This is a genomic window from Micromonospora sp. NBC_00860 (assembly GCF_045207375.1).
Taxonomy (GTDB): domain Bacteria; phylum Actinomycetota; class Actinomycetes; order Mycobacteriales; family Micromonosporaceae; genus Micromonospora; species Micromonospora vinacea.
In genome coordinates this window covers 4,076,877-4,093,517 of record NZ_CP108825.1, presented here as the reverse complement: position 1 = coordinate 4,093,517, position 16,641 = coordinate 4,076,877, and the positions used below count along the sequence as shown (strand labels likewise).

The window sequence follows — 16,641 nt, the reverse complement described above, 5'->3', positions numbered from 1 at the left end:
GGGAATCCATAGTGCGACGTTCCATGGCGGCCATTGCCGCTGTCACCCTGCTGTCCCTCGCCGCCTGTGCGACCGACGAGCCGGCCGCGGGCCCGTCGGGGAGTGCCTCCACCGCCGCCGGGTCCGGCACCGGGGACCAGTCGAAGTTCTTCGTGCAGGCCGACTACGACGCCGAGCTCGGGCTGCTCGACGCGGCACCGACAGGCCCGGCCGACAAGCCGTGGGAGCAGGTGCTCAACCCGACGATGGTCGACACCGCCAAGTTCAAGAAGAACGGCCCGCACAAGATCTGCTTCTCGAACGCGGCCCTGAACAACCCCTGGCGGCAGGTCGGCTTCAAGACCATGCAGGCCGAGGTCGAGGCGCAGAAGAGCCGCATCAAGGAGTTCGTGCACGTCGACGCCGAGGGCAAGGACCAGAAGCAGATCGCGGACATCAACGATCTGCTCGGCAAGGGCTGCGACGCGCTCATCGTCTCGCCGAACACCACCGCCACGCTCACCCCGGCCGTCGAGGCGGCCTGCAAGGCAGGGCTGCCGGTCGTCGTCTTCGACCGTGGTGTCAACACGAAGTGCCCGGTGACGTTCATCAACCCCATCGGCGGTTACGGGTTCGGTCACGTCGGGGCCGAGTTCGTCAGCCAGAAGATGAAGCCCGGTGGCAAGGTCCTCGCCCTGCGGATCCTGCCCGGCGTCGACGTCCTGGAGACCCGCTGGTCGGCGGCGAAGGTGGCGTTCGACAAGGCGAAGGTCGACGTCGTCGGCGTCGAGTTCACCGACGGCGATCCGGCCAAGACCAAGAAGATCGTCGACGACTACATCCAGCGGTACGGCACGATCGACGGGGTCTGGATGGACGCCGGAGCGGTGGCCGTCGCGGCGGTCGAGGCGTTCCAGGACGCGGGCAAGCCCGTTCCGCCGATGAACGGTGAGGACCAGCTCGACTTCCTGAAGATCTGGAAGGACAAGAAGCTCACCGCGATCGCGCCGACCTACCCGACCTACCAGTGGCGTACGCCGATCATCGCGGCGCTGCGGATCCTCGACGGCCAGCAGGTGTCCAACCCGTGGAAGCTGCCGCAGCCGACCGTCACCCAGGACAACCTCGACCAGTACCTCGACCCGGGTATGCCGCCGCTGCACTACGCCATGTGCGGCTGCACCGACCTGCCCGGTTACCCGCAGCGCTGGAAGTAGGGTCCGATGTACGCCATCGGCGTCAACCCCTGGGTCTGGGCCTCACCGGTCGACGACAAGGCCCTGGCCGAGCTGATCCCGCGGATCGCCGCGTTCGGCTTCGACGCGGTCGAGTTGCCGATCGAGCAGCCCGGCGACTGGGACCCGATCCGTACCCGGGACCTGTTGGCGGCGCACGGCCTCGTCGCCGCCGGCGTCTGCGCGGTCACCCCGCCGGGGCGGGAACTGGTCGACGCCGCGCCGGCGGTCGTCGAGTCGACGGTGGCGTACCTCAAGGGCTGCGTGGCGAGCGCGGCGGCCGTCGGCGCTCCGTGCGTCGGCGGCCCCGCGTACGCCTCGGTGGGCCGCACCTGGCGGATGTCGCCGACGGCACGCGCGGCCTGCTACGCGGATTTCCGGCGAGCCCTGGCGCCGGTGGCCGAGCAGGCCGGCGAGGTGGGCGTGAGTATCGGTGTCGAGGCGTTGAACCGCTACGAGACCAGCGTCGTCAACACGATCGAGCAGACGGTCGAGCTGATCGACGGGCTACCGCCGAACGTCGGCATCATGATCGATACCTACCACATGAACATCGAGGAGGCCGACCCCTACGCGGCCCTCGCCGTCGCCGGCCGGCACATCAAGCACGTCCAGGTCAGCGGCACCAACCGGGGCGCTCCCGGCGCTGACCACTTCGACTGGCCCCGCTTCTTCACAGTCCTGCGGGACACCGGCTACCAGGGTGCGATCTGCATCGAGTCGTTCACCGCGGAGAACGAGGCCATCGCCACCGCCGCCGCGATCTGGCGTCCGCTGGCCCCCTCGCAGGACCGTCTCGCCACGGACGGCCTGCGCTATCTCCGGGAGATCCTCGGATGACCGCCCCGACCGGCCACCCCCGCGCCGGTCGAGGCCGTTCCGCCACCCCCACCCCGTTCTCACGTCAGGAGCACCGTCCCGTGTCCTCGTCCCTCTCGCCGCTGCGCCGACTGCTGGCCGGCGCCGCCGCGGCAGCGGTGACCGCCCTGGTCGCGGTAACCGCCTCGGCGTCCCCGGCCCTCGCGGCCACCACCACCCTCTACGCGTCGCCCTCCGGCACCGGCACCACCTGTTCCGCCAGCCAACCGTGTTCGCTCACCGCCGCCCAGACCGCGGTGCGGGCGATCAACAGCACGATGTCCGGTGACATCGTCGTGGAGCTTGCCAACGGCGCGTACCGGCTCTCGTCGCCGCTGCGGTTCACCGCGGCCGACTCGGGCAACAACGGCTATCAGGTGATCTGGCGCGCGGCCACCGGCGCGCGTCCGACGATCACCGGCGCCCGGGCGGTCACCGGTTGGTCGCTCGTCGACTCCGGCAAGAACATCTGGCGGGCCAACGTTCCCGCCGGGCTCGACTCCCGTCAGCTCTACGTCAACGGGGCCGTCGCCACGCGGGCGCGCACCGCCATGACCCGCTCCAACTTCACCTTCACCACGTCGGGCATGCGGTTCACCAACAGCGCGCTCAACTACCTCAACAACCTCGGCAACCAGAACCGGATCGAGGTGGAGAGCGTCGGCTCGTTCACCGACCGGTACTCGCCGGTGCAGAGCATCAGCGGCAACTTCCTGACGATGCAGCAGCCCGCCTGGAACAACAACACCTTCGGGTTCGACACCCTCTCCAGCCCGCACCGCGCCGGCCCGTTCTACCTGACCAACGCGTACGAGTTCCTGGACTCGGCGGGGGAGTGGTATCTCAACCCGGGCAACGGCCAGCTCAACTACATCCCGCTCGCCGGGCAGAACATGAGCTCCGTCAGCGTCGAGTTGCCGCAGCTGCAGTCCCTGGTCAACGTCGGCGGCACCCTGGACACGCCCGCGCACCACATCTCGTTCAGCGGCATCACCTTCACCGGCACCAGCTGGCTCGGCCCGAGCAGCAGCAACGGCTTCGCCGACCAGCAGACCGGCGCCCACATCACCGGCACCTGGTCCCGGCCGTCCGACGCGCTGACCTCCTGCCAGGCCGGTTGCCCCCAGTTCGAGGCCACCCGGCCGAACTGGAACCAGATGCCCGCCGCCGTGCAGGTCTCTGCGGCCAACACCATCACCTTCAGCGACTCCCAGTTCGTCAACCTCGGGCAGACCGCGATCGGCATCGGCAACGACGCCAACGCCCACGCCAGCGGTGTCGGCCTGGGCGCCAGCAACATCACCGTCACCCGCTCCGAGATCGCCCGCAACTCCGCCGGTGGCGTCGTCGTCGGTGGCGTGCGGGCCGACGCCCACCACCCCAGTGACCAGCGGATGGTCAACCGCAACATCACCATCAGCAACAACCGGGTGCACGATCTCGGCCTGGAGTACCGGGGCGTGGTCTCGATCCTGACCACCTACGTGAACACGGCGACGGTCTCGTACAACGAGGTCTACAACATGCCGTACACCGGGCTGTCGGTCGGCTACGGCTGGGGCGCCAACGACGCCGGCGGCAGCCAGCACTACGCCAACCGGGGCCTGTACAACTACCAGCCGCGCTACACCACGGCGACCACCGCTGCCAACAACCAGGTCATCGGCAACTACGTGCACGACGTCATGCAGCAGATGACCGACGGCGGTTGCATCTACACGTTGTCGGCGAACCCGGGCGGCACGATCAACCAGAACTACTGCCTGCGGACCAACGGCTGGTTCGGGCTCTACTTCGACGAGGGCTCCCGTTACTACACCGCCCGCAACAACGTGTTCTCCTCCACCGGCACCTGGGCCACCGCCAACTACTGGTACGCGGAGAACATGGGCAACTTCACCGTCACCAACAACTGGTCGACGAACAACTCCACGAACGTGACCAACGGCGACCGCGGCAACGTGGTCAACGGCAACGTCGTGGTCAGCAACGGCAGCTGGCCGTCGGGCGCGCAGAACGTGATCAACGCGGCTGGCGTGCAGAGCGGCGGCAGCACCAACCCGACGAACGTGCAGATCGTGGGCGCCCAGTCGGGCCGCTGTGCCGAGATCGGCAACTCCAGCACCACCAACGGCACGCAGGCCCAGATCTGGGACTGCATCAGTGGCGCCGCCAACCAGCGGTGGACCCACACCGCCAGCCGGCAGCTCATGGTCTACGGCACCAAGTGCCTGGACGCCTCCGGACAGGGCACCACCAACGGCACCACAGTGGTGATCTGGGACTGCAACGGCGGTACCAACCAGCAGTGGAACGTCAACGCCAACGGCACGATCACCGGGGTGCAGTCGGGTCTCTGCCTGGACGCCAACGGCGCCGCGACGGCGAACGGCACGAAGCTGATCCTCTGGTCCTGCACCGGCGGCACCAACCAGCAGTGGCAGCTGCGCAGCTGATCCATCAGCTGGGCACCGACGGGTCCGGGTCGGGGCGACACGCCTCGGCCCGGACCTGTCCGGTTACTGCCCTTCGACCACCGTCAGCCCGGTCGAGAGGCTGTAGCGGACCGGGATGGGGTCGGTGAGTTCCCCGACGAACGTCTCGTCGACGTGGTCGAGGAAACCGATGAGGGACCAGTCGTCGTTGGGTCCGGGGACCAGCCGGGGCGCGTACAGGTGCGGGTGGGTGAACGGCTGGGCGGACGCGATGTCCCACGGCCCGAGGGTGCTCTCGCCGGTCGCCACCCAGATCCGGTGGTCGTCGCGCCGGGCGCTGCCGGTGGCCTCGGTGGAGAAGAGCAGCAGCGGCTGCCCGTCGAGGACCGCGACCTGGGGCACCTCCAGGTGGCCGAAGCCGGCCGGTGTCGACAGCGGCGGCGCGACCGTCCAGGTGACGAGGTCGGTGGAGGTGGCGTGGCCGACGACGCCTCTGGTGTTCGCCGGACCGGTGTTGGCGCGGGCGGTGATGAGCATGTGCCAACCCTCGCCGTCGGGGTCGGGGAACACCCACGGGTCGCGCCACGCCTGCTCGTACCAGAGGTCCTTGTCGAGCAGCTCGTACCAGGTGGGGTCGGCCTGGACGATCGGCTCGGTGCCGTGCCGGTGCCAGGTCATGAGGTCGTCGGAGACGGCCAGTCCGATGCGTTGGACGAGCCCGTCCTCGGCGCGACCGACGCCGGTGTAGAACAGGTACCACCGCCCGTCCGGCCCGCGGACCGTGCAGCCCGTCCAGGTCGCCAGGTCGTCCCAGCTGGGCGCGTCGGCGGGGACCACGGCGTCGGCGACCAGGCGCCACGAGCGCAGGTCCACCGAGACGGCGTGGCCGATGGTGGCCCGGCGGTGCCGGCGGTGCGGGTCGTGCAGGGCGCGGGACGCGCGCAGGAAGAACACGTGCCAGAGGCCGTTGTCGTCCCGCGCGTACCAGCTGTCCCACACCCAGTGGTCGGGTAGACGAAGCATGGCCGGAAACCTAGCACTAAACCGTTTTAGCGTCGGCCAGAGCCAACCCGGCGGTACGGGTCGGAGGGGTGGTGCTCAGCCGGCCGGGGGCGCGAGGGACCGGCGTCGGCGCAGGGGCATCGGAACGAGCGAGGGCTCGGCGGCGCCCCCGTCCAGAAGCAGTTCGACAGCTCGCCGCCCCATCTGTTCGTGCGGCAGCGCCGTGGTGGCCAGGCTGGGACGCAACCAGGCGGCGATGGGGTCGTCGTCGAACGAGATGACCGAGATGTCCTCCGGGACGGTCAGCCCCGCCTCGCCGAGCGCCTGATAGGCGCCGAAGGCCAGCCGGTCGTTCATGCAGATGATCGCGCTGGGTCGCTTCGGCTTGCTCAGCAGGCCACGCATGGCGGCGTAACCGTGCTCGGGCAACCACTCCGTGCAGAAACACTCGGCCAGGAGGCTGACCTCCGCCTCGTCCAGGGTCTGCCGGATGCCGTGCAGGCGGGCGCGGGCGGCGAGCGAGACCTCCGGGTCGTCCTCCTTGAGTCGGTTACGGCCGATGAGCGCGATCGCGTCGCGGTGGCCAAGCTCCAACAGGGCGGTGGCGACCGAGCGACCGGCGCCCTCGTCGTCCGGGACCACGCTGGGCAGCCCGTCGGGGCTGGTGGCGTTGAGCAGCACCACCGGCCCGCCGAGGATGGCCGCGGGCACCGTCAGCCGTCGGGTCGCCATCGCCGCGTAGATCACCCCGTCGACCTGCCGGTCCAGGACGGCCTCGATGGCGTACTGCTCAAAGGTGGCGTCGCCCTGCGTCTCGGTGATGAGCAGGACGTGGTCCCGTTCCCGGGCCGCGTCGAGGGCGCCGCGGATGAGGTCACCGGCGAACCGGGTGGTGGCCACGATGTCGGAGACGAACGCGATGGTGGCCGTCTTGCGGGTGCGCAGGCTGCGCGCGGCGAGATTGGGTCGGTAGCCGAGTTCCTCGGCGGCCGCGAACACCCGCTGGTGCGCCTCGGCCGAGAGCCGGGTGCCCTCTCTGCCGTTGAGCACCATCGACGCGGCGGTCTTGGACAGCCCGGCCTTCCGCGCGACGTCGGCGAGTGTTGCTCTGTTGCGGCCCATCAGTCCTCCGAATCAGGCGCGGTGCCACAGGCGCCGCTCCTGCTCATCATGATGCGTCGCCGTCCGGGATCGAGCGCCGGTCACGTCGGCGTGGTGTGAACCAGACGTTTCCGCACCGTTGCCAAGTTGTCCTTGACAGCTTCCCGTGCCACGCGCATGCTCTGCTAAATCAGTTTAGCGACCACTTCTGGTGCATCCAGAGGCGCCTTCGGTGGCCGTGCCGGGTTCTTTTCTGCTGACGGTACGGGTGCTGCGCCCGGGCGACAGGTCACGGCGTACGTGTCGTGGCCGCCACCCGGTCGCGGTGGTCCCGGTGGAGCCGTCCCGCGGCCGTGGCCGCGGGACGCGTGGAGATGTCGAGGAGTCATGAAATGGCAGATATGCTGACAAAGTTTCCGCGACGGAGAACGGTGCTCCTCGCGTCGCTGCTGGCGGTCGGGATGACCGCGACGGCCTGCAGCGCGCCGGGCGAGGACCGGTCGTCGACCCAGAAGTCCGATGCCGCCGTCAAGACGGAGCTGGGGACCGACCCGATCACCCTGGAGATGTACGCCGAGACCGGCTTCCCGCTGGCCAAGGCGTTGGCCGACGAGTTCTCCAAGCAGCACTCGAACGTCACGTTCAACATCCGCGAGGACCAGTTCACGGTGATCGTGGAGAACGCGCCCCGGGTGATGGCCTCGGACAACTCGCCCGACATCATCCGGCTCCCGACCATGGTCGACCTGGTCAAGGACGACCTGCTCAAGAACCTCGACCCCTACTTCACCGCGTACGGCTGGGACAAGTTCCCCGCCTCCCAGCTCATGCAGCTGCGGGTTGGCGAGAACACCCGGGGCACCGGCTCGCTGTACGGGATGGGGCTCGGCTACAGCGTCACCGGCGTCTTCTACAACAAGAAGCTGGCCAGCCAGATCGGCATGACCCAGCCGCCGGCCACTGTCGCCGAGTTCGAGGAGCTGTTGGCGAAGGCGAAGGCCGGCGGGGTCCAGCCGATCATGCAGTTCAACAAGAACACCGCGGGTATCAACTTCCCGCACCAGGCGCTGCAGAACCAGTTCGGTGACCCGACCCAGGTCGCCGACTGGATCTTCCAGAAGCCGGGGGCCACGTTCGACACCCCGGCCGCACTGAAGGCCACCCAGACCATCCAGAAGTGGGCGCAGGCCGGCTACTTCACCAAGGACGCCAACGCCCTGGACTACGCGGGCATGGTGGGGGAGTTCCAGAAGGGCAACGGCCTGTTCATGTTCAACGGTGACTGGGAGTCGGCCAACCTCGACAAGTCGATGCCCGGCAACGTGGGCTTCTTCCTCTTCCCCACCGAGTCTCCCGGTGGAAAGCACGTGGCGATGTCCGCCCCCAACACCTTCGGCGTCTCCGCCAAGGCCAAGAACCCGGACGCCGCCGCGTACTTCCTGAACTGGGTCCACACCAACGCCAAGGCCCGCGAGATCTCGGTGACGGTCGGTGGTTCCAGCCCCGGCGGCCCGAGTGACCTGCCGGTGCCGAGCGCCGCCCCGAACACGGTGCTGGCCGAGACCCTGAAGGCGTCGCAGCAGCTCGGCGCGGAGAACGGCGCTGTGGACTTCACCGCCAACGCGACCGGCGGCATCTTCGCCGCCGCGATCACGCCGGAGATGCAGAAGCTGATCGCCGGCCAGCAGACGCCCGAGGGGTACGTGAAGGCGGTCCAGGCCGAGTACCAGAAGGAACTGTCCCGATGACGTCTGCCCTCGGCAGCGCACCAACCGGGCGGGACGACAGTCGCGCCCGTCCCACCCCCACGCGGGCCCACCGATTCCGGTGGGCCCGCGCGGCCGGGACCGGGTGGTTGTACGTCCTGCCCGCCCTGGTGATGTACGCGGTGTTCGTCCTGCGCCCGCTCGTCCTGACGCTCCAGTACTCGCTCTACGACTGGAACGGGATCGGCGTGGCCCGTTGGGTGGGCCTGGACAACTACCTCACCGTCTTCACCGACAGCGACCTGCTGAAAATCATCGGCAACGCGATAGTCCTGATCGTCTTCTTCAGCTTCATCCCGGTCGCCCTCGGACTGTTGGTGGCGAGCATGGTTCGCCGGATCACCACCGGCGCGTTCGGCACCGTCGTGCGGACCATCCTGTTCCTGCCGCAGGTCATCCCCCTGGTGGCGGCGGGCATCGCGTGGAGCTGGCTGCTCTCGTCGAACGGCCTGGTCAACCAGGCGCTGCGCGCGGTCGGGCTGGGTGGCGTGGCCCGCGCCTGGCTCGGTGACTTCGACACGGCGCTGCCTGCCGTCGGCGTCATCGGCGCCTGGGTCCTGCTCGGCCTCTGCACGATCCTGCTGGTCACCGGCATGAGCAAGATCGATCCGGCGTTGTACGAGGCCGCCCGCCTGGACGGCGCCGGGCCGGTCCGCGAGTTCCTCGCCGTGACCCTGCCCAGCCTCCGCCAGGAGATCGGCGTCTGCCTCACCGTGACGATCATCGCGGCGCTGGCCAGCTTCGACATCGTCTATATCTCCACCAGCGGCGGCCCCGGCCTGCAGACCACAGTGCCGGGCCTGGAGATCTACCGGTTGGCCTTCTCGCAGCGGCAGGTGGGGCTCGCCTCGGCGCTGGCCGTCGTCCTCATGCTGCTGGTGCTGGCCTGCGTGCTGCCGATCCAGCGCCTGAGCCGAGGGGAGAAGCCGTGAACCTGAGCCGACGCGAACAGCTGACCGGCCGCGTCTTCCTGATCGCCCTGATCGTCGTCACCCTGCTGCCGTTCGTGAGCATGCTGTCGGCGGCGTTGCAGCCCCGGGGCACGGTGCCCAGTGGGCTCGAGTGGCCGTCCGACCCGCAGTGGGGCAACTTCGCGGATGCCTTCACCGCCGCGAACATGGGCGCCCTGCTCCGCTCCAGCCTGCTCATCGTGGCCGGTGTCGTGCCGGTGTCGGTGCTCATCGCGACCATGGCCGGCTTCGGGCTCGGTCAGTTGCGGGTGCCCGGCGGCCGACTGGTCTTCGGCCTCTTCCTGCTGGGTCTGACCCTGCCGTTCGAGGCAGTGGTCACGCCGCTCTACTACCAGATGCAGGATCTCGGTCTGCTCAACACGCGCTGGGCCATCATCCTGCCGCTGATCGGCCTGTACATGCCGTTCGCGGTGTTCTGGATGCGGGCGCACTTCACCAACGTGCCGGTCGAGTTGTCCGAGGCGGCCCGGGTGGACGGCAGCAGCACGTGGCAGTTGTTCTGGCGGGTCCAGGTGCCGCTCGCCCGGCCGGCGATCGCCTCGCTGACGATCCTGATGTTCCTCTGGACCTGGAACCAGTTCCTACTCGCCATCGTCCTCGTCGACGACGCCACCAAACGCACGATGGCCGGGGCGCTCGGCGCCTTCCAGGGCCAGTGGGGCACCGATCTGGTGCTGCTGTGCGCCGGGTCGCTGCTGATCCTCACCCCGACCCTCATCGTGTTCCTGATCTTCCAGCGACAGTTCATCAAGGCCCTGATCCAGGGGTCAGTGAAGGGGTAGGCAGTGGTCACACAGCCGCAGATCCACGGCGACGTCGACGATCGCTTCGGGCGCGTCGCCGACGTCTTCCGCGACAACTTCACCTCCCGCGGGGAGGTCGGCGCCGCGGTCACCGTCTACGTGCGCGGCCGCAAGGTCGTCGACCTGTACGGCGGGGTGGCCGACACCCGTACCGGTCGGCCCTGGGACGCGCACACGCCGGCAGTCGTCTTCTCCTGCACCAAGGGAGTCCTGGCGATCTGCGCCTACCTGCTGGCCCAACAGGGCCGGCTGGACCTGGACGCCCCGGTGACGCGTTACTGGCCGGAGTTCGGTCAGCACGGCAAGGCGGACATCCCGGTGCGCTGGCTGCTCACGCACCAGGCCGGTCTGCCCGCTGTGGACCGGTCCCTGACGCTCGACGAGGTCCTGGCGTGGGATCCGGTCATCAAGGCGATCGAGGCGCAGGCACCGTTGTGGGAGCCGGGCACCGCGCACGGCTACCACTCGATGACCTACGGCTGGCTGGTCGGAGAGGTGATCCACCGCATCACCGGTCAACTACCCGGCGCGTTCTTCGCCGACACCGTCGCGGGCCCGCTCGGCCTGCACACCTGGCTGGGGCTCCCGGCCGCCGAGAGCGACACCGTCGCCTGGGACCTGGCACCACCCCCGGACCCCGACCCGTTCGTGGACCCGGTCGCCGAACGGGGCATCACCATGGGGGGCGCTTTCGCGTTCCCCGCCGACGCCGACGGCCTGGTGAGCTTCAACGACGACGCCATCCGGGCCGCCGGTGTTCCGGGCGCGGGCGCGGTGAGCACCGCCGAGGGCCTCGCGCGCCTCTACGCGGCCTGTGTGTCGGACCTCCAGGGTGGACCACTGCTCACGGCGGCGTCCGTGGACGACGCGGTAGTGGTCCGTTCGCGTGGTCAGCAGCGGCACGGCCCGCCGGACACCGGGCAGCGCTGGGGCACCGGCTTCCTGCTGCACTCGCCACCGGCCCGGCCCCTGCTGGGTGAGCGCAGCTTCGGCCACGACGGCGCGGGCGGAAATCTGGCCTTCGCCGACGCCGAGCATCAGGTGGGCTTCGGCTACGTCGTCAACCAGATGCGCGGAATGGGCGACGAGCGCGCCAACCGTCTGACCGCCGCAGTCCGCGCCTGCCTCGACGACTGAGGCGCCCGGGCCCGCCGGCAGCCCCGGTGATCATGACGTTATCGCCATCGATGACAGCGTGTCGGCGCAACAACTTCATGATCACCGGGGCTCGAGCCGCAATGTGACTGTCCACTGTGGTGGGTAAGCCATGTTGCGGGGATAGTTCGGGCTCGTTTCATCGATAGTCTTGACAGGCGTTGTTAGCGATAACACCATGGCCTTCACGCCGCTCTCGCGTTTGGAGCTCGCCTTGGTCGTGTCGATCCGCTCGCGTGTCCTGAACTTCTCCCGCGCATCCGCTGTGAACAGCCTGGACGTCGTCGCTTGGCACGCCGCGAACACACTGACCCGGCTGGCGTCCACCGTGTGCCCGGGCCGGCTCCGTCCACTGTGTGCGCTCGCATCGGCCGCCCTCCTCGTCGGTGCGAGCCTGGTGGTCACCCCCGCCGCCGCGCACGGCGCCGACGGATGGTCGCCCCGCTCGTCGTACACCTCGACCGACACCGGCGCCGGCACCTACTCGGTGCCGCTGCTCAACGCCGACGTGCCGGACATCAGCGTCGAGCGGGTGCCGGCCGCTGAGAACGACGAGGGCCGGGACCTCTACTACATGATCAGCACGACGATGCACCTGAGCCCGGGCGCACCGATCATGAAGTCCTACGACCTCGTCAACTGGGAGATCGTCAACTACGTCTTCGACCGGGCGAGCATCGGCGACTCCTTCTCGCTGCGCAACGGCCAGAACTCCTACGGCCAGGGCCAGTGGGCATCGTCGCTGCGCCACCACGACGGCACCTTCTACGCCGTCTTCAACACCAACAACCTCAGCGGGGCATACCTCTACCGCACCGACGACATCGAAAACGGGCCGTGGCAGCGCACCGCCCTCGGCCGTGGCCTGCACGACCCGTCGCTCTTCTTCGACGTCGACGGCACGCCGTACATCTTCTACGGCTCCGGCGGCACCAGCGCCGTACGCCTCAACGGCGACCTGACGGGCATCGCGCAGGACTACCCGAACATCTTCACCGCCAACAACTACGCCGGGCAGCCGTTCATCGGCGGCCTGTTCGAGGGCGCGCAGGTCTACCACATCGACGGCTGGTACTACGCCGTCATCATCACCTGGCCGTCCGGGCAGGGGCGCCAGGTGGTCATGTTCCGGTCCAAGGACCTGCTCGGGCGCTACACCTCCGCCGGTGGGGTCAACACCTACGAGGCGCGCGGAGTGCTCAACTCCAACGGCTTCGCCCAGGGCAGTCTGGTGCCGATCAGCCGCGCGGGCGGCGGGACCGACTGGCACGGCATGTTCTTCCGGGACACGTTCCCGATCGGCCGGATCCCGGCGCTCATCCCCGCCACCTGGCAGAACGGGTGGCCGACCTTCGGCACCAACGGGGTCGTGCCGGTCAACGGACTGTTCGACAAGCCGATCCGGCTCAGCCCGGCCGAGGAGCTGTTCGAGCGGCAGAAGAGCATCGTCGCCTCGGACGACTTCGCCAACGACGCGCCGCACAGGGCGTACCAGGACGAGCAGTGGACGGTCCCCGCGCCGCTCGACCCGGCGGAGATCGCCCCGAACGGCTCACGGCTGGACCTGGCCTGGGAGTGGAACCACGCCCCGGACAACCGGTACTGGTCACTCACCGACCGCGACGGCTGGCTGCGGTTGACGGCCGGCACTGTGGTCACCGGCCAGTACGTCTACACGAAGCTGTCCAACCGGGCCGAGCTGGCCTGGTTCGAGGAGGCACGCAACACGCTCTCGCAGCGGACGTTCGGGCCACGGCAGTCGGTCCAGACCCGGATGGACATCTCCGGGATGAAGAACGGCGACGTCGCGGGCCTGGCAGCCTACAACCGCGGATTCTCGTACGTGGCGGTCAAGCGCGTCGGTGACGTCAACACCCTCGGCGTCGTGAACCGGTCGCAGCCGTTCGCTGTCGACCTCGACCAGTCGACACTGGAGAACTTCATCGCCGGCACGACGGTGTCGCTGGGCACCGCGACCGAGGTGCACGTGAAGGCGGACCTCGACTTCTCCTCGCCGGTCGGCCAGCTGTGGACGACGTTCTACTACAGCCTGGACGGGATCCAGTGGACCCGGCTCGGCAACCGGGTTGGCCCGCAGGCGCTCGACGGCAGCCTCGCGCACTTCATGGGGCACCGGGTGGGCCTGTTCACCTACGCGACCCAGGAAACCGGTGGTCACGTCGACTTCGACAACTACCTGCTCAGCGACGTGCTGACCGCGCAGGCCCGGCCGCTGGACACCACAGCCCTCGACGCGGCAATCGCCCACGCGCAGACCCTCGACCCGCGCCACTACCCGGCCGACGCCTGGGCCGCCACGCAGTCCGCGCTGGCCGCGGCGACGTCGGCACGGGCCGGCCAGTTCGGCACCCAGAACCAGATCGACGCACCGGAGCGGGCGCTCAGCTACCAACTGGCCCGACTCGGAGTGCTGGCGGCACTGCCCGTGACGGCCACCGCTCAGGTGCGCTGCCTGAGCGGCAGGGCGTACCTGGCGGTGCAGGCGCGCAACGACTCGGACGGGCCGGTCGAGATCACCGTGGAGACCCCGTACGGGAACCGGTCGTTCGCGGCCGTCGCGCCGGGGGCGAATGTCTACCAGTCGTTCAACACCCGCGCGTCGTCGGTGGCGGCCGGCTCGGCGACGGTCCGGGTCACCGGCACGGTCGCCGGCCGGGCCGTGACCAGCGTCCACTCCGCGCAGCACCCCGCCAGCACCTGCGGCGGATAACCCACCACGAGCCCTCGGCTCACCGACCAGCTCCACCGGTTGACCGGCGCCGCCACCACCGGCCAACCGGTGGTGGCAGTCGACAGCTGATGTCCGGACCAGCCACGGAAGCACACCACCGATCCCCCGTACACCGATGACCGCACGTCAGAGATGAAGGAGGATGTCTCGTGGAACAACGAATGCGACGGGCGACCCGAGGACGGGTCGCAGCGCTCGCGACAGTGGGCCTGATGCTGGCCACCGGGTTCGTCGTCCCGGCGGCGCCGGTCCAGGCCGCCGACACGAACCTCGTCGTCAACGGCGGGTTCGAGGACGGCCTGGCCAACTGGTTCGTCAACAACGGAAACGCCTCCGACGGCGCCCAGTTGTCGGCCACGTCGGACGCCTACGCCGGCGCGAACGCCGCGCTCGTCACCAGCCGGACGACCACCGGGTCCGGCCCGATGCAGGACCTCAGCGGCAAGGTGCAGGCTGGCCAGGCCTACACCCTCACGGCCCGCATCAAGTACGAGAACGAGAGCGGGCCGGCCACGAAGCAGTTCTTCGCCACCATGCACTACGGCGGTGGCACCTACACCAACCTCGTCAGCGTGACCGCCACGAAGGGTCAGTGGGCGCAGTTCAACGGCACGTTCACGATCCCGACGACGCAGAGCGTGTCGACGGCGCGCCTCTTCTTCGAGACCCCCTGGACGAGCACGCCGTCCACCGACCCGGCTCTGCACCTGATGGACTTCAAGCTCGACGACGTGTCGGTGGTCGGCGCGGCGCCGCCCGCGCCCGCGTCGAAGACCATCGAGGTCGTCGGCAAGCTGCCCGGGGAGCACAACCCGTTGATCGGGCACAAGTTCGGCGCTGATGGCTTCGGCCTCGTGCACGACGGCCGGGTGTACATGTACATGACCAACGACACCCAGGGCTACGCCCCGAACCCGACCACCGGCGTCTCGCCGGGGATCAACTACGGCGACATCAACCAGATCACGGTGATCTCCTCGGAGGACCTCGTGAACTGGACGGACCACGGTGAGATCCAGGTCGCCGGCCCGAACGGGGTGGCCCCGTTCACCGCCAACTCGTGGGCTCCGGGCATCACCAAGAAGGTGGTGAACGGGGTGGAGAAGTTCTTCCTCTACTACGCCAACGGCGGCGGCTCCAGCAACGTGATCACGGGTGCGTCGCCGCTCGGTCCATGGACCAGTGAGCGCACCAGCACGCTGATCGACGGCCGTACCCCCGGTGCCGAGGCCGTCGCATGGAAGTTCGACCCGGCCCCGTTCGTCGACGACGACGGCCAGCCGTACCTCTACTTCGGTGGTGGTCCCGCGTCGACGAGCATGCCGCCGGCCGAGCGCTTCAACAACCCGAAGAACATCCGGTCGATCGAACTCGGCGACGACATGGTCTCGACCGAGGGAACGGCCGCGGTGGTCGACGCCCCGGTCGCCTTCGAGGCGGGTCACGTCTTCAAGCGCCAGGGCAGGTACTACTTCTCGTACTCCTCGCACTTCGGCGGGAACGACTTCGGTGGCAACCAGCAGCCGCTTCCGGGTTACCCCGGGGGTGGCCAGATCGGCTACATGATCTCCGACGGCCCGATGTCGTGGCCGAAGGAGACCTACGCCGGTGTGCTCTTCCCGAACCAGTCGCAGTTCTTCGGGGCCGGCACCGGCGGTAACAACCACCAGTCGGTGTTCGAGTTCGGGGGGAAGTACTACTTCACCTACCACGCCCCGACCCTGAACAAGCGCATCAACGGCAACACCACCCAGGGGTACCGCAGCCCGCACATCCAGGAGTTGACCTTCAACGCGGACGGCACGATCCAGCAGGTCGTCGGCACCTACGCGGGCGTGGACCAGGTCCGGGACTTCGACCCGTACCGGGTCTTCGAGGCGGAGACCTTCGGTTGGAGCAAGGGTGTCGCGACCGCGAAGGTCGAGGGCAGCTCCGCCCAGTTCGGTGGCGCGGCGCCCAACCTCGTGGTCCGCGACATCGACAACGGGGACTGGACGGCCTTGTCCTCGGTGAACTTCGGGGCCAGCGGCGCGCAGAGCCTGACGGCGCGGGTGCGTGCGCTCGCCGCCGGCGGGCAGGTCCAGGTCCGGCTGGACGACGTCAACGGGCCGGTCGTGGGCACTGTCGCAGTGGACACCCCGGTCGGACAGTGGGCCGAGGTGACCGCCGAGCTTGACGGCATCAGCGGCGTGCACGACGTCTACTTCACCTACACCGGCCCGGCCGGCACCGACCTCTTCGAGATCGACAACTGGACCTTCGCGGCGGCCAGCCCCGACCTGCCCGTCACGCTCAGCGCGTCGACGCGGTGCGTGGGTGGCAAGGCGTACGTGGCGGTGCAGGCGCGCAACGACCACGACGCGCCGGTGGGCATCACGCTGGAGACGCCGTACGGCGAGCGGTCGTTCGAGGCCGTCGCGCCGGGCGCGAACGCCTACCAGTCGTTCAACACCCGTGCCGGGTCGGTGCCGGCGGGTTCGGCGACGGTCCGGGTGACCGGGGCGATCGGCGGACAGGACGTGACGACCGTCCGCACCGTGCAACATCCCGCCGGCACCTGCGGCGGATAACCCCTGATGGCGGA

General features: G+C 69.0%; 10 protein-coding genes and 1 pseudogene. 9 read left to right on the top strand and 2 right to left on the bottom strand.

All coding sequences use genetic code 11. The features are described from left to right. Positions 1 to 11 precede the first annotated feature (11 nt). From OH804_RS18675 to OH804_RS18665, 3 genes are all read left to right on the top strand, one after another. The gene (locus OH804_RS18675) at positions 12 to 1,196 is read left to right on the top strand and encodes a substrate-binding domain-containing protein (protein WP_307788630.1); all 1,185 of its coding nucleotides are present in this window, start codon (positions 12 to 14) and stop codon (positions 1,194 to 1,196) included. Positions 1,197 to 1,202: 6 nt separating this feature from the next. Then, positions 1,203 to 2,054, top strand: a complete 852-nt coding sequence (locus tag OH804_RS18670; protein WP_406058434.1) for a sugar phosphate isomerase/epimerase family protein — start codon at positions 1,203 to 1,205, stop codon at positions 2,052 to 2,054. A gap of 80 nt (positions 2,055 to 2,134) precedes the next feature. After that, complete coding sequence (locus OH804_RS18665; protein WP_406058432.1) at positions 2,135 to 4,528, top strand: RICIN domain-containing protein; 2,394 nt, start codon at positions 2,135 to 2,137, stop codon at positions 4,526 to 4,528. A 63-nt stretch (positions 4,529 to 4,591) separates the two neighbouring features. Here OH804_RS18665 and OH804_RS18660 read toward each other — a convergent pair. Both OH804_RS18660 and OH804_RS18655 read right to left on the bottom strand, forming a co-directional pair. Continuing rightward, a pseudogene (locus tag OH804_RS18660) lies at positions 4,592 to 5,551 on the bottom strand (family 43 glycosylhydrolase); the annotation flags it as partial. 54 nt (positions 5,552 to 5,605) lie between these two features. Further along, on the bottom strand, positions 5,606 to 6,631 hold the full coding sequence (locus tag OH804_RS18655; protein WP_196921923.1) for a LacI family DNA-binding transcriptional regulator: 1,026 nt from the start codon (positions 6,629 to 6,631) through the stop codon (positions 5,606 to 5,608). A 371-nt stretch (positions 6,632 to 7,002) separates the two neighbouring features. On the opposite strand from OH804_RS18655, the gene OH804_RS18650 reads away from it, so the two are divergent. The 6 genes from OH804_RS18650 (at position 7,003) to OH804_RS18625 (ending at position 16,627) form a co-directional block, all read left to right on the top strand. Next, positions 7,003 to 8,358, top strand: coding sequence for an ABC transporter substrate-binding protein (locus OH804_RS18650; RefSeq protein WP_196921924.1), 1,356 nt, complete (start codon positions 7,003 to 7,005; stop codon positions 8,356 to 8,358). Next, entirely contained in the window at positions 8,355 to 9,308 is a 954-nt protein-coding gene (locus OH804_RS18645; RefSeq protein ID WP_196921925.1) for a carbohydrate ABC transporter permease, read from the top strand. The genes OH804_RS18650 and OH804_RS18645 overlap by 4 nt, the downstream gene beginning before the upstream one ends. Then, positions 9,305 to 10,129, top strand: coding sequence for a carbohydrate ABC transporter permease (locus tag OH804_RS18640; protein WP_124860646.1), 825 nt, complete (start codon positions 9,305 to 9,307; stop codon positions 10,127 to 10,129). The genes OH804_RS18645 and OH804_RS18640 overlap by 4 nt, the downstream gene beginning before the upstream one ends. Positions 10,130 to 10,132: 3 nt before the next feature. Continuing rightward, a complete protein-coding gene (locus OH804_RS18635; protein WP_406058428.1) occupies positions 10,133 to 11,287 on the top strand; it encodes a serine hydrolase domain-containing protein in 1,155 nt (384 codons plus the stop codon). 283 nt (positions 11,288 to 11,570) lie between these two features. Beyond that, positions 11,571 to 14,036: a glycoside hydrolase 43 family protein gene (locus OH804_RS18630; RefSeq protein WP_406058426.1), complete on the top strand. Its 2,466-nt coding sequence runs from the start codon at positions 11,571 to 11,573 to the stop codon at positions 14,034 to 14,036. A gap of 170 nt (positions 14,037 to 14,206) precedes the next feature. Next, the gene (locus tag OH804_RS18625; protein ID WP_406058424.1) at positions 14,207 to 16,627 is read left to right on the top strand and encodes a family 43 glycosylhydrolase; all 2,421 of its coding nucleotides are present in this window, start codon (positions 14,207 to 14,209) and stop codon (positions 16,625 to 16,627) included. Positions 16,628 to 16,641 lie beyond the last annotated feature (14 nt).